At 58.3% G+C, this 20,876-nt stretch carries 18 protein-coding genes; 7 read left to right on the top strand and 11 right to left on the bottom strand.

Annotated elements, in window-relative coordinates; genetic code table 11:
* Positions 1 to 37 precede the first annotated feature (37 nt).
* Complete coding sequence (gene rpsF, locus HPC62_RS02645) at positions 38 to 343, bottom strand: 30S ribosomal protein S6 (protein WP_216655318.1); 306 nt, start codon at positions 341 to 343, stop codon at positions 38 to 40.
* A 242-nt stretch (positions 344 to 585) separates the two neighbouring features.
* On the opposite strand from rpsF, the gene HPC62_RS02650 reads away from it, so the two are divergent.
* A complete protein-coding gene (locus tag HPC62_RS02650; protein ID WP_172353632.1) occupies positions 586 to 1,383 on the top strand; it encodes a fumarylacetoacetate hydrolase family protein in 798 nt (265 codons plus the stop codon).
* A gap of 87 nt (positions 1,384 to 1,470) precedes the next feature.
* Here HPC62_RS02650 and HPC62_RS02655 read toward each other — a convergent pair whose 3' ends face one another.
* From HPC62_RS02655 to HPC62_RS02665, 3 genes are all read right to left on the bottom strand, one after another.
* A complete protein-coding gene (locus HPC62_RS02655) occupies positions 1,471 to 1,974 on the bottom strand; it encodes a Tic20 family protein (protein WP_172353633.1) in 504 nt (167 codons plus the stop codon).
* Positions 1,975 to 2,239: 265 nt separating this feature from the next.
* On the bottom strand, positions 2,240 to 2,647 hold the full coding sequence (locus HPC62_RS02660) for an allophanate hydrolase-related protein (RefSeq protein WP_172353634.1): 408 nt from the start codon (positions 2,645 to 2,647) through the stop codon (positions 2,240 to 2,242).
* A 104-nt stretch (positions 2,648 to 2,751) separates the two neighbouring features.
* Entirely contained in the window at positions 2,752 to 3,465 is a 714-nt protein-coding gene (locus tag HPC62_RS02665; protein ID WP_172353635.1) for a GntR family transcriptional regulator, read from the bottom strand.
* A 529-nt stretch (positions 3,466 to 3,994) separates the two neighbouring features.
* On the opposite strand from HPC62_RS02665, the gene HPC62_RS02670 reads away from it, so the two are divergent.
* Both HPC62_RS02670 and HPC62_RS02675 read left to right on the top strand, forming a co-directional pair.
* Complete coding sequence (locus HPC62_RS02670) at positions 3,995 to 7,189, top strand: valine--tRNA ligase (protein ID WP_172353636.1); 3,195 nt, start codon at positions 3,995 to 3,997, stop codon at positions 7,187 to 7,189.
* Positions 7,190 to 7,466: 277 nt separating this feature from the next.
* Positions 7,467 to 8,036, top strand: a complete 570-nt coding sequence (locus HPC62_RS02675; protein ID WP_216655319.1) for a hypothetical protein — start codon at positions 7,467 to 7,469, stop codon at positions 8,034 to 8,036.
* A 44-nt stretch (positions 8,037 to 8,080) separates the two neighbouring features.
* Here the strand turns inward: HPC62_RS02675 and gmk are convergent, their stop codons facing one another.
* Together gmk and remA are read right to left on the bottom strand one after the other, a co-directional pair.
* Positions 8,081 to 8,701: a guanylate kinase gene (gene gmk, locus HPC62_RS02680; protein ID WP_172353637.1), complete on the bottom strand. Its 621-nt coding sequence runs from the start codon at positions 8,699 to 8,701 to the stop codon at positions 8,081 to 8,083.
* 127 nt (positions 8,702 to 8,828) lie between these two features.
* Entirely contained in the window at positions 8,829 to 9,089 is a 261-nt protein-coding gene (gene remA / locus HPC62_RS02685; RefSeq protein WP_068510970.1) for an extracellular matrix/biofilm regulator RemA, read from the bottom strand.
* A 533-nt stretch (positions 9,090 to 9,622) separates the two neighbouring features.
* Between remA and HPC62_RS02690 the strand changes: the two genes are divergently transcribed.
* Positions 9,623 to 11,401, top strand: a complete 1,779-nt coding sequence (locus tag HPC62_RS02690) for an Rqc2 family fibronectin-binding protein (protein ID WP_172353638.1) — start codon at positions 9,623 to 9,625, stop codon at positions 11,399 to 11,401.
* Positions 11,398 to 12,603 carry an alpha/beta hydrolase gene (locus HPC62_RS02695; protein WP_172353639.1) on the top strand — a complete coding sequence of 402 codons (1,206 nt, stop codon included), beginning with the start codon at positions 11,398 to 11,400 and terminating at the stop codon, positions 12,601 to 12,603. Before HPC62_RS02690 ends, HPC62_RS02695 begins: the two co-directional genes overlap by 4 nt.
* A gap of 238 nt (positions 12,604 to 12,841) precedes the next feature.
* Here HPC62_RS02695 and HPC62_RS02700 read toward each other — a convergent pair whose 3' ends face one another.
* Entirely contained in the window at positions 12,842 to 13,843 is a 1,002-nt protein-coding gene (locus tag HPC62_RS02700; protein WP_172353640.1) for a zinc-dependent alcohol dehydrogenase family protein, read from the bottom strand.
* Positions 13,844 to 14,042: 199 nt separating this feature from the next.
* Between HPC62_RS02700 and ftsH the strand changes: the two genes are divergently transcribed.
* A complete protein-coding gene (ftsH, locus tag HPC62_RS02705) occupies positions 14,043 to 15,983 on the top strand; it encodes an ATP-dependent zinc metalloprotease FtsH (protein ID WP_172353641.1) in 1,941 nt (646 codons plus the stop codon).
* Positions 15,984 to 16,010: 27 nt separating this feature from the next.
* Here the strand turns inward: ftsH and HPC62_RS02710 are convergent, their stop codons facing one another.
* The 3 genes from HPC62_RS02710 to HPC62_RS02720 form a co-directional block, all read right to left on the bottom strand.
* Complete coding sequence (locus HPC62_RS02710; RefSeq protein ID WP_172353642.1) at positions 16,011 to 16,622, bottom strand: 5-formyltetrahydrofolate cyclo-ligase; 612 nt, start codon at positions 16,620 to 16,622, stop codon at positions 16,011 to 16,013.
* Between the two features lie 132 nt (positions 16,623 to 16,754).
* Positions 16,755 to 17,675, bottom strand: a complete 921-nt coding sequence (locus HPC62_RS02715; RefSeq protein WP_172353643.1) for a hypothetical protein — start codon at positions 17,673 to 17,675, stop codon at positions 16,755 to 16,757.
* A gap of 214 nt (positions 17,676 to 17,889) precedes the next feature.
* Positions 17,890 to 19,494 carry an NAD(P)H-hydrate dehydratase gene (locus HPC62_RS02720; protein WP_172353644.1) on the bottom strand — a complete coding sequence of 535 codons (1,605 nt, stop codon included), beginning with the start codon at positions 19,492 to 19,494 and terminating at the stop codon, positions 17,890 to 17,892.
* 387 nt (positions 19,495 to 19,881) lie between these two features.
* Between HPC62_RS02720 and HPC62_RS02725 the strand changes: the two genes are divergently transcribed.
* Entirely contained in the window at positions 19,882 to 20,361 is a 480-nt protein-coding gene (locus tag HPC62_RS02725; RefSeq protein WP_172358748.1) for a GNAT family N-acetyltransferase, read from the top strand.
* On the opposite strand, the gene HPC62_RS24100 is transcribed toward HPC62_RS02725, so the two are convergent.
* A complete protein-coding gene (locus HPC62_RS24100; RefSeq protein ID WP_225910662.1) occupies positions 20,333 to 20,839 on the bottom strand; it encodes a GNAT family N-acetyltransferase in 507 nt (168 codons plus the stop codon). The two genes, HPC62_RS02725 and HPC62_RS24100, sit on opposite strands and share 29 nt — an antisense overlap.
* Positions 20,840 to 20,876: the final 37 nt, after the last annotated feature.

A 20,876-nucleotide genomic window follows, 5' to 3' on the forward strand; every position in this document is an offset into this window, starting at 1 on the left:
AGCCAAATTTGCGCGTTGATTCAGCCTGGTGGAACCGCTAGGCAGGCTCCTTCGCAGCAGGCTCTTCAACGCGGATGGTGAGATAGCGGATTACATCTTCGCTGAGGCGCATGGCCCGCTCCATCGTGGCGACTGCATTGCCGCTGGCGACGTAGTTCATCTGGATATATACGCCTTCGCGATGCTTGCCGATGTCGTAGGCGAGGCGGCGCTTGCCCCGGTGCTGGGTGTCGATGTCAGTTGCGCCCTGGTCTTTCAGGATGGTTTGGTATTTGGCGATCGCCGCATCGGTCTGGTCATCCCCCAGGTCGGGCCGGAGGATGTACATCGTTTCGTAATTCATGGGTTTAAGGAGTCTCCTTGTGGACAGACGGCCTCTAGAGGCAGATGCGCTGAGCGAACGAACGTCAGGACGACGAACCTTAAAGAAACCCATGCCCGTGGCGATCGCCCTAGTGCTTCAGGCAGGTCTTGCCGGACAATGGGTAAGTCTACGCCTTGCGGACGCTCGTTCAATCGGGCATTCTGGCTTAGAAGCAAGGAAATAACATTCTATCACTCATTCCCTGGATTTCAGTTTTTGCTATGGCGCAGCGCTACGTTCGGGTTCAAACCACCTCCAGTCAGCTCTACTACGGCATTTTGCAGCTCAACCGCCAGGTGCAGGTGCTGGATGCGCCGCCGTGGCTGGAGGGGCAGTTGACCGATCTGCTGATTGAGCCGGATAGCTATCGGCTGTTGGCCCCCTGCGTGCCGTCAAAAATCATCGCCGTGGGCAAAAACTACGCCAAGCACGCTGCCGAAATGGGTACCGAAGCCCCGAAAGAGCCGCTGCTGTTTCTCAAGCCCTCAACGACGCTGATTGCAATGGGTGACCCAATCTTCTATCCGCCCCAGTCGGCGCGGGTGGACTATGAAGGCGAACTGGCGCTGGTGATTGGCGATCGCTGCTGTGATTGCTCCCCCGAAACTGCCCAGAACAAGATTTGGGGCTACACCATTGCCAACGATGTCACCGCCCGCGACTTGCAAAAAAAAGACGGTCAGTGGACTCGCGCCAAAGGCTTTGATACCTTTTGTCCGCTGGGCCCGTGGATCGTGCGAGAACTGAACCCCAGCGCCCGCCTGCAAACTTTTTTGAACGATAGCCCCAAGCCTGTGCAGTCGGCGCTGATTAGCGAAATGACCTTTGCGCCAGAGGTGCTGGTGTCCTACATCAGCCAAGTAATGACGCTGCTGCCGGGGGACGTGGTGCTGACGGGCACGCCGGAAGGGATTGGGCCTGTGCAAGTGGGCGATCGCATTCGGGTGGAAATCGAAGGCATTGGCGCACTAGAAAACACAATTGCCGCCAGAAATGCAGAATCAGTGGCGATCGCCTGACCCCCGCTGGCTCAACTGCCCTCAATTCTTAGCAATTTTTCAATAATGATCTAGGCTAGCCCGCTGACAGCAAGCTGGTGCGGAGATTTAGTACACATGCATTTTTGCCGCGTCAGAAATCGTCGGAATCTCGGCATAGCGGCCCAGCGCCGACTGCACAATCGCATAAATGCAGAGGATAAATGCCCCCAAAAACAGCGCCGTAAAGAGGCTCTGCACAAACAGCGGCGGTAGCACCTCGGAAATTGGACTGATCACCAGCGCAAACAGGCTCAGCGCAATGCCAATCAGGATAGATTGCATCGTGTTGAACCGGATGAAATGAGAAATGCTTTCGTTGCGGACGACCAGAAAATACAGCGCCAGGAAGACCAGAAATCCACCAATGCCAAACCCGCCAAACGAAAAGATGCCCGTTACCAGACTATAGACAAAGGCGAAGGGAGCCAGCGGCAGCAGCAGCGGTTGCAGCATCGGAAACTCCCTCAGTAGCCCCACCCCAAAGGGTAGCGCCTCCAGCATCGGCAGGATGTAGGGAAGGCAGGCAAACAGGCGATCGAGCGGGCCAGCAGAGGATGTGCGCCAGGACATAGGTTGAACTCTCCGATGGTCGTCTGTGACGGGTGACTCGCGATGGGTGACTCGCGATGGGTATCTGTATTAGGCGTATGCAACGGGCACTGGTAAAACACTGCCTAAAACATTGCCCAGACTCTAGCGATGGAAGCTGTAGGGCAATGGGAACTACTCCAGTGTAAGGCACACGCCTAAAATCGCGCAGCTTGGGGTGAATCATGCAATTTACTCGCGCCGCCTACCCGACGTAACCTGTGTCCGCCCCGTTTCGATGAGCCGCTTAGCTGCTGGTGGATGCGGTGGCCGCCTTATAAGCAATCCAGCCGCCGTAGTGCGACACGTCTTCCCAGCCGTACTGTTCTACTAGTTCTCTGGGGTAGAGGAAGGCAGTCACTACGCTGCCGTCTTCCAGGTACACGTCTTTGGGGTGCATATTGGGCGGCTCGTTGCTGGCCAGGTAGTCGAACTGTTCGGCCGTCATCTCGTACACTTCGCCCGGAATCGAGATGCCGCCCTCTTCGACGGGATAAATGCCAGGATGCCAGCCGTTTTGCACCGAATGCAGGCGATACATGGGTTTGGTTTTGGCTTCCCGCACAAACGTAGCGGATTGCAGGTTGCCGTGGTCGGGCTGGCCGCGCAGAGCAGAGCCGCAGATAAAGACGTGGCGAGTCGTGGCTTCGGTCATATCAGTTGGATAGAACGTGAATGGAACGTGGATGGAACAATGGATGGATAGAACAAAATCTCACATCATCTCATCATGGCATTATCGTGCTGTCCCTTATCACTTCATCCGTCTACGCCGTGCTGCAAGTTCTCTACTTCTTGTGTCACGCGGGCTTGGCTGGCGATTAGGTGCGTCCGAATGGCAGCAACGGCGGCGGTGATGTCGGCCTCAGAGCGCGATCGCCAGCCCGTCTGAATCGTCTCGAAGATCTGCCGATGCTCCTGCCGAATTTCCAGTACGCGGGGATTGCGGCGCGTCGTTTGCACCCGCAGTAGCGCCATCTTGTCAAACACCTGATCCAGCAGCGACACCAGCCAGCGATTGCCAGAGCTTTCGGCAATCAGCCGATGAAACCGATAGTCCAGATCGAGCATTTCGGGGCTGTATTCGGTCTGGGACTTGCTCAGGGTTTCGGACTGGGCCACCAACTGTTCGAGCGATCGCACTTGCTCTGGTGTGGCGTGTTGGCAGGCTCTCTGCACGGCAAACTGCTCCAGCGCCAGCCGACAGTCATAAAGCTGAATTACGTCTTCGACCGATAGCGAGGCCACCCGCAGCCCACCGCTGCTGTCGGCCGTCACCAGCGTGTCCCGCTGAAGCTGACGCATCGCCTCGCGAATCGGCGTGCGGCTGACCTGGAGTCGCTCGGCAAGCTGCGTTTCTACTAGCCGCTGCCCAGGAGCCAGATCTCCAGACAAGATGCTGGCCCGCAGCGCTTCGTAGGTCTGCTCGTAGAGGGATTTACTACGTTGAACCGAAAGGGAAGAGAGAGTCAAAACGAGAAGATCCTTCGCGTTAAATCAGTAAATAAGTAATGAGTAAATAGTCGAATGTTGAATTAAGTTCAGAATTTAGGCTACTTCGCCCAGATGCAGCTTACAGCAGCCCTACTCAAAACTACCCTGATTGAGAGCTAATTTGTAAAGGAGCCTGAAAGCCTTGTTAATCAAGGATTTCCGAGAAACCGCTTTTCCTGGGCAAACATGACCTCAAAGCCACACATGCCAAGAGTTTCAGGCTTCTTAAGATTTGCTTCGTAAATTAGCTCTGAGGAAAGGACGGATGAAGAAGAAGCTTAGAGATTGCAAGTTTAAGCAACCTTTAGGATGGCAATGACATAGACCTCAGGGTCGTCTAAACCATGTGCCCTGTATGCAGTGTACACGCAGGCTCGATTTGCATCCAGCGTCCCGCAGAGTTGGGGACGTGTCTAACCCTTCACTAGCCCATCCCCAAACTCTGACATCTAACTGCAAAATTCTTGTAACGTGGTAAGGAGTAATCCAGCCAAATTCTGCGCCAGTCATGACTGCGACTATCCCCAACTTGCCCAGCCAATACGACGCTGCGATCGCCGAACCCAAATGGCAACGATATTGGGAAGAGCGGCAAGTTTTTAAGGCAGACCCCAACGCTCCGGGCGAGCCATACTGCATTGTGATTCCGCCGCCCAACGTGACGGGCAGCCTGCACATGGGCCATGCGTTTGAACACGCGCTGATCGATGTGCTGGTGCGCTATCACCGCATGATCGGTCGCAACACACTCTGGCTCCCTGGCACCGATCACGCCAGCATCGCCGTGCAAACGCTTTTGGAAAAGGAACTGCGACAGCAGGGCAAAACCCGCTACGATGTGGGGCGCGAGGCGTTCCTCAAACGCGCCTGGGAATGGAAAGAAGAATCCGGCGGCACCATCGTCGGACAACTTCGCCGCCTGGGGCTGTCGGTAGACTGGAGCCGCGAGCGCTTCACGATGGATGAGGGTCTGTCTAGGGCGGTGCTGCATTCCTTTAAGCAGCTTTATGACGAGGGCTTGATCTATCGCGGGCAGTATATGGTGAACTGGTGCCCCGCCAGCCAGTCTGCGGTGTCGGATCTGGAGGTGGAAAACCAGGAAGTGAACGGCCACCTCTGGCACTTCCGCTATCCGCTGACGGATGGGTCTGGCTTTGTCGAAGTCGCGACGACGCGCCCAGAGACGATGCTGGGTGATACGGCTGTGGCGGTGAATCCAGGAGACACGCGCTATCAGCATCTCCTTGGCAAGACGATTCGCCTGCCCATCACCGGACGCGAAATTCCCATCATCGCCGACGACTACGTGGATGCCAGCTTTGGCACCGGTGCGGTGAAGATTACGCCCGCCCACGACCCCAACGACTTTGAAATGGGCAAGCGCCACAACCTGCCGTTCATCAACGTGATGAACAAAGACGGCACGATGAACGAAGTCGCCGGGCCGTTCCAGGGCCTCGACCGCTTCGAGGCCCGCAAGCAGGTGGTGCAGCGGCTCCAAGACGAGGGTTTCCTGGTCAAGGTTGAGGACTACAAGACCACCGTGCCCTACAGCGATCGCGGCAAAGTGCCCATCGAGCCGCTGCTTTCGACCCAGTGGTTTGTGAAAATTCGCCCCTTGGCCGATGCAGCGCTGGATCGCCTGGATAACTATAACGAACCGGAATTTATCCCCGAACGCTGGAAGAAGGTCTATCGCGACTGGCTGGTGAGCCTGCGCGACTGGTGCATCTCGCGGCAGCTTTGGTGGGGCCATCAGATTCCTGCCTACTACGCCGTCAGCGAGACGGGCGGCGAAATTACGGACGATACGCCCTTTGTGGTGGCGATGTCGGAAGATGAAGCGCGATCGCACCTGTTGGCCCGCTACGGCGATAGTGTGCAGATTCAGCAAGATCCCGACGTACTCGACACTTGGTTCTCTTCAGGACTCTGGCCCTTTTCTACGATGGGCTGGCCGGATCAGACAACTGACCTGGCGACCTACTATCCCACGACAACGCTCGTCACAGGGTTCGACATTATCTTTTTCTGGGTCGCCCGTATGACCATGATGGCGCAGCACTTTACGGGCAAAATGCCGTTCCAGTATGTCTACATTCACGGTCTGGTGCGGGACGAAAACAACAAGAAAATGTCGAAGTCGGCCAACAACGGCATCGACCCACTGCTGCTCATTAACAAGTACGGCACCGACGCACTGCGCTACACGCTGGTTAAAGAGGTTGTGGGTGCGGGGCAAGACATTCGCCTGGAATATAACCGCAAGACCGATGAATCGCCCTCAGTGGAGGCCTCGCGCAACTTTACCAACAAGCTGTGGAATGCCTCTCGGTTCGTGATGATGAACCTGGACGGACAGACCCCCGCGCAACTGGGAGAACCGGGATCAGAAGGGCTGGAGATGAGCGATCGCTGGATTCTCTCCCGCTATCACCAGACGATTCAGCAGACCCGCCACCAGATTGATAACTTCGGCCTAGGCGAAGCGGCGAAGGGGCTGTACGAGTTCATCTGGGGTGACTTTTGCGACTGGTATATTGAGCTAGTCAAATCGCGGCTTCAGGATACCAGCGCGGGCGATCGCCGTCGTGCAGCTCAGCAAACCCTGGCCACGGTGCTAGAGGGGACGCTGCGCCTGCTGCACCCGTTTATGCCGCATGTTACCGAGGAAATTTGGCATACGCTGACGCAAACGGGCGAAGAGGCAACTTTGGCGCTCCAGCCCTATCCCGTAGCCGATCCCCAGCGCATCAACTCTAATTTGGAGGATCAGTTTGGGCTAATCTTCGACACCATTCGCACGGTGCGGAACCTGCGGGCCGAGGCAGACATCAAACCGGGCGTGAAGATTCGCACCGTCCTGCAAACGGACAACGCCCAGGAACGAGCCATTCTCACTGCGGGGCAGACCTATATTAAAGATTTGGCAAAGATTGAGAGCCTGTCTATTCCAGAACCCGTGTCTGTGCCGACTACGCCCAGCGACTCGCTGCCTGCACCCAACGAGTTTGAGGCAGAGGCACTGCACCTGGCTCAAGAAGCCGCCGAAGCTGCCTACAAAGCGGTCGAAGGTGTGAACTTTGGCTCTCTGGAGCGCTATCGCAAGCTGATTGTAACGCTGGGCCTGGTGGTGGCGCTGGTGCTAGTGTCGCGGACGCTGCTGGCGACGGTGCATTCGCTGAATGGGCTGATTTTGGTCACGCCGCTGCTGAAACTGCTGGGCTTTGGATACACGATCTGGTTTGCCATCCGCTATCTCTCGACTTCTCAGAAGCGCCGTGAGTTTGGGGAGTTGGTCAATCGAGTGGTGACGGATATTCTGGGCGAAGCGTCGCCTTCTGATGCCAGGCCGACGATGCCCAAAATTCCGTCGCCGCAATCGACAAAGCCTTTGCCTGTGCCCCAAGTGCAGGAAGTGCCGACTCCGCCTGGGGGAACGCCGCAGGCGATGGTGGGCGTGGTGCGGACGGTGCAGGTGTCGGTGCCGCTGGCGGGTGTGGTGGACGTTGCTGCCCTGCGAGCTAAGCTGGAGAAGAATCTGGCCAAGACCACGGCAGAAGCCGAGAGCCTGCGATCGCGCTTGAGTAATGCCAATTTTGTCGATCGCGCTCCGGCAGAGGTGGTTCAGGGGGTGCGGGATGCTTTGGCAGAGGCGGAAACACAGGCTGCTATTCTGCGCGATCGCCTCTCCCGACTTTAGGACTCTCCCGAGTTTGGGCTAGAGTCCTGACGGGGTGCCTATGGGTTTGCATCTAGGGGTGATGTTGACTTTGCTATCGCAATTTACTAGATGCACTCTCCGTGGACTCATACGTTGACTCATACGTTGATAGTTTTGGTAGTCTTTGACACTATCTACTGTGACAGTTCAGAATCTTCATGCAATTCGGCTGCGATCGCCTTAGACTCTGAACGGGGCCAGCGGTATACTTAACTCTTAAGGATTCACAAATCTTCTCAATCACGGCTCGATTCTGATGCTCTACCTGGCTCAGGTGACAACGCGAGATTCTGAAGGGAAGGCGGGACTAAAGTTGCTTGCCCAAAAGCGTGCTGACTACGTATGGGCAGTTTGTGAGTCTGGAGATATTGTGTGGGCCGAGGCATCCGAACATTATGCAACAGGCATGTTGGTTCTCGTGGAGCTAAGCAGCTCGATGAAGATCAAGCAGTTGCAAGATGCAAAAGATTGGGTGTTGGAAATTGTGCAGGATTATCTGACCGCCGGGGTTTCACCCGCGCTGCTCCACGAAGAAGCGCAGAGGGCTGAGCAGTGGCGGCAATCCTACACCATGAAAGAGCAGGAGATTGGACGGCGGGCGCTAGAGGTTGAGGCCTGGCGGGATCAGATCCAGGAGCTGGAGGAAAATCTAAAGCGCGAAAAAAAGCAGATTGAGATGATGGCAAATGCGCTACGCCTCAATGCAGACCCCAGCGCAGGTTCTCATGCTGAAGAAACTATTGCGGCTGCTCCTGTAAAACACAACCACAGCGCGGGCAAAGATGCCTCATTGCAAAGCCCTTCAGAAGAGTCTCAGCCTGTCTAGAATTCCTGGTTTGCTTGGCAGACAGAGCCACTGATCGCCAGTCCTCAGGGCGTTTTGACCCTTTCGCTGAGGGCGATCGCTGGGTCTGGCAGGGTATCTGCGGCTGGGAATAGAATTCGCTCAATGCGGTCTAGGGCTAGACCCAGATCATCGTTGACGACCTGCACATCAAACTCGTCAGCCGCATTGATTTCGGCGCGGGCCCGCTCCAGCCGACGGGCGATCGCCTCTTCCGAATCTTGCCCCCGACCCCGCAGGCGATGCTCTAGCTCATGCAGCGAAGGCGGCAGCACAAAAATCCGCAGCGCCTCCGGGAAGGTGTCCCGAATTTGCCGTGCCCCTTCTAGCTCAATTTCTAAAATGACCCACTTCCCCTCTTGAACTGCTGCCTCCACAGGACGACGGGGCGTGCCGTAGCAGTTGCCTGCAAACTCAGCCCACTCCAACAGTTCCCCCTGGTCAACTAGCGCCTGAAACTCGGCACGACTCAGAAAAAGGTAGTGCTGACCATCGACCTCTCCGGGACGCGGCGCACGAGTCGTCGCTGAGATCGAGAGATAAAGCTCAGGATGCCGTGTCATCAAGGCTTTCAAGAGCGTGCCCTTGCCAACCCCGCTCGGCCCAGTTAGGACAATTAGCCTGCCACTTGACCAACGCTCTTGCATATAACAACTGCAACCAAAATCTTTAGGATCTTCATTCTATATGCAGTTGAAGATCTGATCCGTCTTGATATCAGCCGCCTCTTGCGCTGCGTCTGTTCGGGGTGGAGCTAGTCATCTCGGGGTGGAGCTAGTCATCACTGTTGTCTTTGCTCACCATGAAGCGGTTGGCGACTGTTTCGGGCTGAATCGCTGACAACACCACATGTCCAGAATCGGTCACAATGACAGCACGAGTGCGACGACCATAGGTGGCATCAATTAACTGTCCGCGATCGCGGGCATCGCTGATGATACGCTTGATGGGGGCTGATTCGGGGCTGACAATGGCAATCACCCGATTTGCAGACACGATATTCCCGAAGCCGATATTGATGAGCCGGATGTCCATACAAATCCATGCGGAATAGAAAGTGAGCAGAACTGATGCGTGAAATCTGGATACCACCCCAAAGCAGGCGGCACCTTGGCCGCTTGGCAAAGAGCAGTACGTCTAGTGACTTTCAAATAGTTCTTGGTTTTAGTGATGCACTCGGTAGAAATCCTCAAAGTGCTTGGTTCTAGAGGTTACAGTTGTCACCCCAGATTCAAAGTCAATGGTAATCATTCTGACCAATAATAGGATGTTTTACGTATATATTTTCAATTTGTTAAAACCAAATCTGGTGGTACTTTTCCGTAATTTTGTAGCTCAGGGCCTACCTGTGATTTCTGTGTAGCACGAACCTTGACTTACCCTGCTTCACCCAATTGGGTGAGTTTTTTTGCAACAGTGTGAATGTTAGAGAAAAATCCGCCAACTATGCTAAGAAAATCCGCCATTGCTAAGAAAATCTAGTATTTCTTCATATAAAAAATAGATTTCAGGAATTCGGTGAATGCGGATCTTCATAGAAAGAAAAGAAGTAGATCTCCAGAAAATCTGTGCAACCCGTTGATTACACGACTCTGATGGCGACCTGCGCTGAACTGCGAGTGACCTGGCTCCCGGCTCGGCTGGAGCAGGTTGTGCAGCGCGATCGCCACACGATTGCCCTCTGCCTCCGCACGCTCGATCGGCGCGGCTGGCTTACGCTCTCCTGGCATCCGCAAGCGGCCAGAGTGTGCATCGACCCGCCGCCGCCCAAAGGCCCCGACACCTTCACCTTTAGTCAACAACTGCGGCATCAGCTTAGCGGACTGGCGCTGGTTGCGATAGAGGCGATCGCCCCCTGGGAGCGGGTGCTAGATTTTCAGTTTGCTCGACGACCCGGCGACCCTGCTCTATGGCATCTCTATGTGGAGATCATGGGCAAATACAGCAACGTAGTGTTAACAAATGCTGACAATCAAATCGTTACCGTGGCGCATCAGGTCAGCGCTCAGCAGTCCAGCGTGCGCCCGGTGCTGACGGGACAGCCCTACGAGTTTCCCCCCGGCTTGACCGAATCGATGCCCAGCCTAGAGGAGCCGCTCGATCGCTGGCAGGAGCGGGTGGCGCTGATTCCTGGCCCGCTCAAGCGCAACTTGCTGAAGGCCTATCGCGGGCTGAGTTCGGCGCTGGTGCTGCGGCTGATTGCGGCGGCAGGACTCGATCCGGAGCGCCAGACAGATTCGCTGAGTCTGGCGGAGTGGGAACGGTTGGGCGATCGCTGGCGGGCGTGGCTGACGGCGCTGCGAACCGAGCAGTTTTCCCCCGGCTGGCTGTCCGATGGCTACACCGTGCTGGGCTGGGACGATGCGCTTCCGGCTGAGTCAGTACAAGCGCTGCTCAGCCGCTATTACACCGACGAGCTAAACCGCCAGGTCTTCTCGCAACTCCGCCACCAGCTCAACCAGCGGCTGACCCATCTGCTCAACAAGCTCTACGCCAAAGCCGAAGATTTCCAGACCCGGCTGGCCCAGTCCAACGAGGCCGATCGCTATCGGGCGCAGGCGGATTTGCTCATGGCGCACCTGCACGAATGGCAGCCGGGGCTAAAATCCATTGAGCTAGCGGACTTTGAGACGGGCGAACCTGTCAACATTGCCCTTGATCCTGAAAAGAACGCCGTGCAGAATGCCCAGGCGCTTTACAAGCGACACCAAAAATTGCGGCGATCACGCCAGGCTCTTGAACCGCTGCTGGCCGAGGTGCAGGCAGAAATCACCTACCTGGAACAGGTGCAGGTTGCCGTCCTGCAAGTAGACACCTACACCCTGCCAGACGACCTAGACGCGCTCGAAGATATTCGCAATGAGCTCATCCAGCAGCGCTATCTCGATGACCCCGACCAGCGCTATCGAGGAACTGCGGCAACCAACATGAACTTCCGCCGCTACACCACACCCAGCGGCTTTGAGGTGCTGATCGGGCGCAACAATCACCAGAACGACCAGCTAATCTCGCGCACCGCGACCGACTACGATCTCTGGTTTCACAGTCAGGAAATTCCGGGGAGCCATGTCCTGCTGCGGCTTCCGGCGGGCGTAGTGCCAGAGGATGCCGACCTGCAATTTACGGCTGACTTGGCTGCTTACCACAGCCGCGCTGCCCAAAGTGAGCAGGTTCCCGTCGTCTACACGGAGCCGCGTCATGTGTATAAACCCAAGGGCGCACGACCCGGCACAGTGATCTACAAACAGGAGCGGGTGATTTGGGGACAGCCGCAGCGGGCTAGGCGTTGGCTGGAGTCTGCTGCCAGTTCTGCTCCCGTCTCTACGCCGGAACCCGTTGCGCCATGAGTCGTGTCGCAGGCTTGGTGATCTTGTTGCTCAGCGGGGTGGGGTTGTTTCTCAGCCTGTGGACGGTCGTGCCTGCGCCGACTTTTGCGCTGCTGCCGCTGGGGGTGGGAGCGCCGGAAATCAGCCCGCTTTTGATGCTGGTGAATGGGCAGGTGGGGCTGGATGCAGTCGTTCTCTTTTCCGCCAGCCGTCGTCCTGCGGCTCGGCGCATGGCCCGCAGCGCGATCGCCCTCAGCCTAGTTGCCCTCCTGCTCAGCAGCCTGCCGCTGTTGCAACTGCGGGGCACGGTGCAGCAGGTAGACCAGGCGATGCGAGCAGCCCTGGGAGACTCCTACGATCTGTCCCCAAATGCATCCCGACGCGGGCGATCGCGCCCATTTGTGTTTTCTGACCTGCTCTTGGGCATTCCGATTCCGGCGGACGTTTCTGCTGAATCCATCGAGTATGCTGCTGCGGATGGCACGCCGCTGCGCCTGGTGAAGTATCAGCCTGTGGTGCGGCCACCGGAGCCGATGGGGGCCATCGTTGCGCTCTATGGCGGTGCGTGGCACACGGGGGATGCTGACGATAATGCCCATTTCAACCAATACTTGGCGGCGCGGGGCTATACGGTGATCGCGCTGGACTATCGCCACGCGCCGGAGCATCCCTTCCCGGCGCAGCTTCAGGATGTGCAGCAGGGGCTACAACTGATTCGCCAGCGGGCCGCAGCGTGGGGAATTGCGGGCGATCGCCTTGCTCTGCTTGGCTGGTCGGCAGGCGCACACCTGGCCAGCCTGGTCGCCTTCCAGCCCGGTGCCGTGCCCGTGCGGGGAATCGTCGGCTACTACGGCCCGGTAGACCTAGCGGAGGGTTATCGCAATCCGCCGCGCCCCGACCCCATCAACACCCGCGCTTTGCTAGAAGACTTCCTGAGCGGCACGCCAGACACCCGACCCGCCGAATATCGCGCCGCCTCGCCGATTACTTATGTGCGCCCCGGTCTGCCGCCTGTGCTGCTGATCTACGGCGATCGCGACCATGTGGTCAAGCCGGAATTCGGCCAGCAGCTTTACCAAGCACTCCGCGCCAATGGCAACACCGCCGCCCTGATCCGCCTGCCCTGGGCAGAACACGCCTTCGATGTGATTTTTCGGGGCATTGGTGGCCAGATTGCGCTCTACCATGTGGAGCGGTTTTTGGATTGGGCGATCGCCCAGTAGAAGGATTTTGGATTGGGACTTTTAGAGTTTGGATTGGGGCTTGTGCAAAAGATTTTGGATTGGGACTTTTAGATTTTGCATTGGGGCTTGTGCATTTGGAGGATTGCTCTGGGCGCAGCCCGCGAGAAATCCTCCAAGATTCAGAAAAATCATTGCAGGCGGGTCAGTCCTGGGGGACTTTGGATGGGGGATTTTGGAGGCGGGATTGGAATCGCGGCACGGGGTTTTGGCAGGGGCCTCAATCGGCGATCGCCAGCGCGATCTTTCCAAGGCAGGAACCTGCTTCCAGCAGCCGATGCGCCGCTGCTGCCTCTGCCAGCGGAACCGTGTGGCTGAGGATGATGCGGAGCTTGCCCTGGTCAATCCACTGGGCGCAGCGGTGCAAAATCTCTGACTGGTGCGCTTGGGCAGAGTCCAAGCCCTGGAGCATGGGGGTGAGCATGAGTTCAAAGCTGACCCGCAAGTTGCGATCGCGGGCCGTCTTCCAATCCGTCTGCGGATCGGGCGCAAGGAGCGATACCACATCGCCATACACCCGCGTCATCGCGAAGCACTGCGACAGCACACCGCCGCCCACCGTATCAAAGCTAACATCCACCCCAGCGCCCTGGGTCAGCGCCATCACTTCAGCCACAGGATCGGTGGTTCGATAATCGATCGTGGCGGCGGCTCCCAGATCTCGCGCCAGTGCCGACTTTTCCTCAGTGCTAACGGTGGTGTAAACCTGCGCCCCCATCAGCCGCGCCAGTTGAATCGCCACATGCCCCACGCCGCCCGCGCCCGCCTGCACCATCACCGTCTGCCCCGCCTGGAGCCGAGCGCGATCGCACAAGGCTTCCCAAGCGGTAATCAAGACCAACGGCGCAGCAGCCGCTTCGGCAAAGCTCAGCGTGGCGGGCTTGGGCGCAACACAGCGTTCTTCTACCACGGCAAATTCTGCGTAGGTTCCCGGCGCTCCGCCCAGCCCGCCCTGGCAAAAATACACCGCCTCACCAATATGAAACTGTTTCACCTGAGCGCCAACTGCCTCAACGACCCCCGCCCCGTCGCAGCCTAAAATTGCAGGCATCTGATCCGGGTAAAACGTGCCGCGCTTCCGCAGCTTTGTGTCAATCGGGTTCACGCCTGCCGCCTTCAGGCGCACCAGCAGCGCAGTATCGCTCGTCAGGCGGGGTTCAGGAACGTCGCGCAGTTGCAGCACCTCCGGCACACCTGGCGCAGTCATCAGTACAGCTTTCATCCGGGTTTTCTCCTCTCTAGCCCGACCCATCCCCTGATAAATCAGAGGTTCAGCAGCCTGTGAACTGGACGTAAAGTTTCAGTCCAGCCTGCTCCGAATTGTAAGGCCGCAGGCTGAAACCACACCCGCTGCTGAGTCAGCAAGTTACACTAGTGCTATCCAAAGATCCTGTGTTCTGGCACGACTGAAAGCTTAAGGTATGCGTGATTCTCGACCCCGCCCGCTGACCCCAAACACTTCCCTACCCCGCACCCGCACTACTCGAACTGTCCGTACCGCGGCGACAGGTGCAGTGGCAGCGGTCTGGCTGGCGCTGCAAGCCGTGCTGGTCGCTCCGCCCGCTCTGTCGCAAACCAGCACGGCCCGTTCCCCGGAACGCCTCAGCTACACGGGGCTGATAGAAAAAATTGAAGCAGGGCAGGTGTCTAGGATCGAGGTCGATTCTGCGCGGGGTGTGGCGCAGGTTTACCTGAAGGATCGCAGCAATACGCCACAGGAAGTCATTCTCTTCAGCAATCCAGGCGATAACCAGGCGCTATTTGAAACGGCGCGAGATAACAAAGTCGATGTTGCGGCCCAGTCTTCGGCAGACAGCAATGCGGTGTCTTGGTTTATTACCAATGCGCTGCTGGCGTTTCTGCTGATTGCGGGGCTGCTGATGATTTTGCGCCGCTCTGGCAATGCCTCTGGTCAGGCAATGAATTTTGGCAAGTCTCGCGCCCGCTTCATGATGGAAGCCAAGACGGGCGTGACGTTCGACAACGTAGCGGGCATCGAAGAGGCCAAGGAAGAACTGCAAGAAGTGGTGACCTTCCTGAAGAAGCCGGAACGCTTTACCGCTGTGGGGGCGAAGATTCCCAAGGGCGTGCTGCTGGTGGGGCCGCCGGGGACTGGGAAAACGCTGATGGCCAAGGCGATCGCCGGAGAAGCAGGCGTTCCCTTCTTCAGCATTTCTGGCTCAGAATTTGTGGAAATGTTTGTGGGGGTGGGTGCATCCCGTGTCCGCGACTTGTTCAAAAAAGCCAAGGAAAACGCGCCCTGCATCATCTTTATCGACGAGATCGACGCAGTAGGTCGGCAGCGCGGCGCGGGCATCGGCGGCGGCAACGACGAGCGGGAGCAAACCCTGAACCAGTTGCTCACCGAGATGGATGGCTTTGAGGGCAACACGGGCATCATCATCATCGCCGCCACAAACCGTCCTGACGTGCTGGATTCTGCGCTGCTGCGGCCGGGCCGCTTTGACCGACAGGTGCAGGTCGATTTGCCCGGATACAACGGTCGGTTAGGCATTCTGGAAGTCCACGCCCGCGACAAGAAGCTGTCGCCGGAGGTATCGCTAGAGGCGATCGCCCGCCGCACGCCAGGGTTCTCTGGGGCCGACCTGGCAAACCTGCTGAACGAAGCCGCCATCCTCACCGCCCGTCGCCGCAAGGAAGAAATCACGGCGCTGGAAATCGACGATGCCATCGACCGCATCACCACGGGCATGACGCTAACGCCGCTGCTCGACAGCAAGAAAAAGCGGCTGATTGCGTATCACGAGGTCGGCCATGCGCTGCTGATGACCCTGCTGAAAAACTCCGATCCGTTGAACAAAGTGACCATCATCCCCCGCTCCGGCGGCGTGGGCGGCTTTGCCCAGCAGACCTTCAACGAAGAGATGATCGACAGCGGCCTCTACACCCGCGCTTGGCTGCTCGACCGCATCACCATTGCGCTGGGCGGCCGCGCCGCCGAGGAAGAAGTGTTTGGCGATCCGGAGGTGACAGTCGGCGCGAGCGGCGACATCCGCGTGGTGGCAGACCTGGCCCGCGAAATGGTGACTCGCTACGGCATGTCTGACCTGGGCCCCTTTGCGCTGGAAAGCGGCAACAATGAGGTGTTTCTGGGGCGAGATCTGATGTCGCGGTCGGAATATTCTGAAGAAATTGCCGTCAAGATCGACCATCAGGTGCGGGATATTGCCACCCGCTGCCACCGCGAGGCCCGTCGCCTCATCCGCGAAAACCGCGCCTTAGTAGACAAGCTGGTAGAGATTTTGCTAGAGCAGGAAACCATTGATGGGGAACAGTTCCGCAAGATTGTGGGCGAGTCGGTCGAGTTGCCGGAACAGCAGCTTGCTGCCCAAGGGATCTAGCGTTCTGATGCAACGCAACCCGTTCCGTTAGCCGTCTGCCAGGAATAGCCCTGTTTCGGTGCAGATGCCGTGTAGCGGGCGATCCCAGGGATCTCTTGGCAGGCGGGGCACACGGGCATACTCAAACACAATGCCGATTGTGGGTTTGCCCCGCCACTGGGGCGCACTCAGCATCCGGTCGTAGAAGCCGCCGCCGTAGCCCAGTCGATAGCCCTGCACATCGCAGGCCAGCGCCGGAACCAGGATCAGGTCTACCTCTGCTGGGCTGAGCTGGAGCGATAGGGGATGGGGTTCTGGGATACCAAACGCGCCCGTTTGCAGCGGGTAGGCACGGGGCATCCCGGCTCCATTGGGCGACCAGCGATGCCAGACCATCTCTTTTTCAACACAGCGGGGGAAGCCCCAGCGCTTGGGCAGATGAAACAACGGGCTGAGGTCAGGCTCTTGGCGCACGCTGAAATAGGCGAGAACCGTCCGCGCCTGAGCAAATCCCTCCCAGCTTTGCAACCGGGCACAGAGGCGATCGCTCTTTTCTCGCCAGAGATCAGGATGCATCGTCTGACGGGCCTTGAGCAGCGATCGCCGTCGGATGGCCTTTTCCTGATCACGGTCAGCTTGGGAACCAGCGGTGAGATCCAAGGGGTTAGAAGTTGGGGATTAGGGGTTAGGCTCAAAGTCCCCCTTATCAAGGGGGATTTAGGGGGATCGGCTCAACCAGCAAAGGTTTCACCCTTCACTCTAGAGGGTTTTGCGCTGGTGTGGCAAGCCAGATTATCGACCCGACAGCCACGCTAGCTCAACCACCGTCAGGTCATACCAAAAGCCGGAGCTTGCCGGAACCTGCTGGAGGCGATCGCCACACTGCCGCGTCCCCAACTGACCACAGGCCAGGCTCAGCAACTCCTGCTGCGACACTGGGCGGCCGCTGGGCGTGAACCAGTTTGCGCCAAACCGAGCCGATCGCCCGTTGGGATAAAACCAGGACGAGCCAGACATGAGCAGTTGCCCATTGGGATATTGCCAGGACGAGCCAAACCGACCCGCCACGCCGTTGGGATAGTTCCAGCCGTTGCCAAAGCGAGCAACCTGTCCATTTCCCCAGCGGCTAAGACTGGTGGCTACGCCGCCGCTGCTGCATACCGCCAGTTGCGCTCCGGTGACGGCATCGCTGAGGGAACTGCCTGCATCCCACATATAGGACAGTCGCGCCATCACGGTCAGATCGGTGCAGTCTTGCGTAGACACCAGCGGCAGAGGATTGGGCGGCTCTGGTCGGCGACGCGGGCGATAGTCGTAGCGGGGATGGCAGTCGTAGCCCGGATAGCAGCGGGGCAGGCGATTTCCGTAGGGATTGCTTCGCGAATCGTGCCGATAGTCATCCCGCCAGTCCGCATTGTCGCGCCAGTCGTAGGGAGCGCGCTCATCGTGATCAGGGCGATCGCCCCGCCGCCGGATGAGGATTCGCTGCGCCAGTTCAGGCGCTTGGCGGGTGCTGGGTTCTGCCCCTGGTCGGGCATCGAGATGGGTTGCATCAAGGCGGGTTGCCAAACCCTTCAGCGGCATCGCCAGCCCGCCCAAGAGGGCCAGCGCCAGGGCAATTCCCGTCGGGATTGCTTCGCGAATCGCTCGATGTCGTGGGGTTGGGTGCGGCGATTTCCGCAGGGATCGCTTTGCGAATCGCGTCTGCCTCATCGCATTTTGGAACAGCCGAAGCAAACCAGTTTGAGGGTGTAGCATTTGACAGAACGGCGCTTGAGGAATCTAAACGGAGCGGGCGATCGCAGGGTACGCAGCAGGTATCCGGCGGCCGGGCGTGAGACGTGCGGACTGAAAAGCTTGCCAAAAATCCAAAATCGCCAATCTAAAATCCAAAATCGCTGGAATTGTCAAACTAAAATCCAAAATCCTAAAATCCAAAATCGCTAGAATCGTTAAAATCGTTCGATTGCAATACCCGCGGCAAATAGCGGATCTGCGTGCTGGCATCTGCGCCCAGTTCGCTGTGGGCGGCGGCGGCGAGTCGCCCAGTGGCAGCGTGCCACCAGGTAGCGGCGGCTACGACTGGCTCCAGGGGCAGATGCCGCCGTGCTGCTTGGGCCAGCAGCCCCCCCAAAAGCCCTGTCAACACATCACCACTGCCGCCCCGCGCCAGGGCAGGCGTGCTGTCTGGATTCAGCCACACAGCCGGATGTTGGGTTGTGCCGATCGCCACTTTTGCGCCCTTCAGCAGCACGATCGCCCCAGACTGCTGGGCGGCGCGGCGTGCTGCGTCGATGCGATTCCCGCAGGGATCGTTTTGCGAATCGCTCTGTTCCTCCCTGCCCGACGCTGCCCCCAGATCGGGAAACAGACGGCGAAACTCGCCCGGATGCGGCGTGAGGACGGTTGGGGCGGGCCGATTCCGTAGCGTGGGAACTGGGTCGAGCGTCGCCAAAATATTCAGCCCGTCGGCATCCAGCAGCAGCGGCGTGGCTGCTTCCAGCAGTTGCTTGACTAGGCTCACTGGCTCGCGGGTCAGCCCACAACCGCAGGCGATCGCCGCGTAGTCTGCCAGGTTCAGGTCTTCAGGCAACTGGGCGATCGCCCCATCGTCCGTTTCCCCACAGCCCCACACCAGCGCATCTGGCACCTGCGCCACCACCATCAGCCGCAACGATTCTGGCACGGCCACCGACAGCATCCCCACGCCGCTGGCCCGGGCCGCCTGGGCCGCCAGCAGGGCCGCCCCCGCATACTGCCGCGATCCGCAGACCAGCAGCAAGTGCCCCTCGCGATACTTATGGGTGGTGACGGAACGGGGAATGGGTAGAGCGGCGATCGCCTGTTGCGGCGTAATACGGCAAAGATCAGGCGGGGTTCCCAGCACCTCGACGATATCCGCCAGTGGCAGGTCAAAGTCGATCAGTTCCGCCTGCCCGATCCAGTCTTGCCCCTGGTCTTGCAAAAACGCCTGCTTCCACAGCCCCAGACAAAAGGTGCGCGTTGCCCGCACGGCCGTTCCCAGCACCGCGCCAGTGTTGGTGTGCAGTCCAGAGGGCAGGTCAATACTTAGCACGGGTTTCTGCCAGGTGTTAATCCGGTCAACGGCGGCGGCGATGTCGCCAGAGAGCGGCCGCGTCAGCCCAAAGCCAAACAATCCGTCAATCAGCACGGTGCAATCGGCTAAATTAGCCAGCGCCACCTGGGGAATGCCCAAACTGGCGGCGTAGCGGGCATGGTGAGCCGTTAGCTCCTTGAGACTGGCAAAGGGCGCAAAAAGTTTCACGCCATAGCCGCGAAAATGCAGTTCCCGCGCCACCACCAGGGCATCGCCGCCATTGTGCCCCGGCCCGACCAGGATGCCAAACGTCGTTCGCACATCGGGATACAGCTCACACACGCGCCGGGTAATTAGCCCCGCCACCTTTTCCATCAGCGCCGCCACGGGCATCCCCGCCGCAAACACCCGCGACTCGATGGCCGCCATCTGGCTGGCCGAAACGACAAACTGCTGAATCTGGGTGTGCCGCATGGGAGGGGTTCGGGGTCAGGGGTTAGGAATCTAGCCAGATGCTCTTGCTGCTGCGATCCTATCCCTAATATTGATTTTGGATTTTGGATTGGCGATTTTGGATTGCAAGTCGGGCGTTTGCGAGGCTTCCAGCAATTTCATTGGTGGCAGCATTTAGGAGAGTTGAGACAGCGTAAGGGGTTTCGCGTTGCGCTTTTATCGTTGCTGCTGGCTAGACTTAGAAAAAATTTATTGTGCAGCAGCCGAAGGAAAAGTTAGGTCAACAAGAAATCTGGTTGGCTCTGAGCAGCTTAACGTTGTGTCCTGACTCCCGACTCCTGACTCCTGACTCCTGCTATAAAACCAGTGCTGAAGAGGGAAATTGTGCAAATTCGGGAAGATGATTTGATGAGCGACAAGATTGCGGCGCTGCTGCAAGAGCATCTGGATAATATGCACGAAATTACGCCGCCAGGGAGTGTTCATGCGCTGGATCTGGAACGGCTGCGATCGCCTGACATCACCTTCTGGAGTGCGTGGCAGGGAGACGAACTGGTGGGCTGTGGCGCACTCAGGCACCTGGATGCCACCAGCGGTGAAATCAAGTCCATGCGGACGGTTCAGGCATACCATCGTAAGGGCGTTGCCTCAAAGCTGCTGGAGCATATTCTCGCGGAAGCAGAGCGGCGGGGCTATGGCCGTCTGTATCTGGAAACGGGGGCACTGGCGGAATTTGCTGCGGCGCGATCGCTCTATGCCCGCTACGGGTTCGAGCCGTGCGGACCCTTTGCCGACTATGCGGATGATCCCAACAGTGCTTTTATGACAAAGGCACTCCCAGCGAAGAAACAGGCTCCAATCAGCCTGCCTGCTTCGGAGAGCGCTTGATGAACCGCATTTCGCCCTGAAACTCGCCCGCCGTTTCAACCCCCACCGCCGTCCAGCCCAGGTGCAGGTAAAACCCGTAGGCCCGCAGGGTTGGGTCGTTGCCCGTCACTAGCCAGATTTCCGCGCACCCTGCCGACCACAGCCAGTCTTCGGCTGCCTGCAAGAGCGATCGCCCAATGCCGTGTCCTTCATAGGCTGGCAGCACAAATAGCCCAAAGATCGTTTTCTCGGTGGCATTGGCAATGGCAAACCCGGCTAGACGGTGCGCGGGCGGGTTTGGGCTGCCAGGATTCATCTTGGTCTTCACTTCGGCATTCATCTCGGCAACCCAAGCGCAGCAGTCGGTGTCTAGCATGTGCGCGACGGAGGCTGGCGTAATGCCCAGCGCGGCAATTTCCTCGCGGGACTGGTGATTTTCCACAACGCTGGTGCGGATGTCAAACAGGGCCTCGATGTCTGTCGCCTGTGCTGGGCGGATCTGCCATCCCCAGAGATTGCCCTGTAGATAGCCCTCG

This window comes from Thermoleptolyngbya sichuanensis A183 (assembly GCF_013177315.1).
Lineage (GTDB): Bacteria > Cyanobacteriota > Cyanobacteriia > Elainellales > Elainellaceae > Thermoleptolyngbya > Thermoleptolyngbya sichuanensis.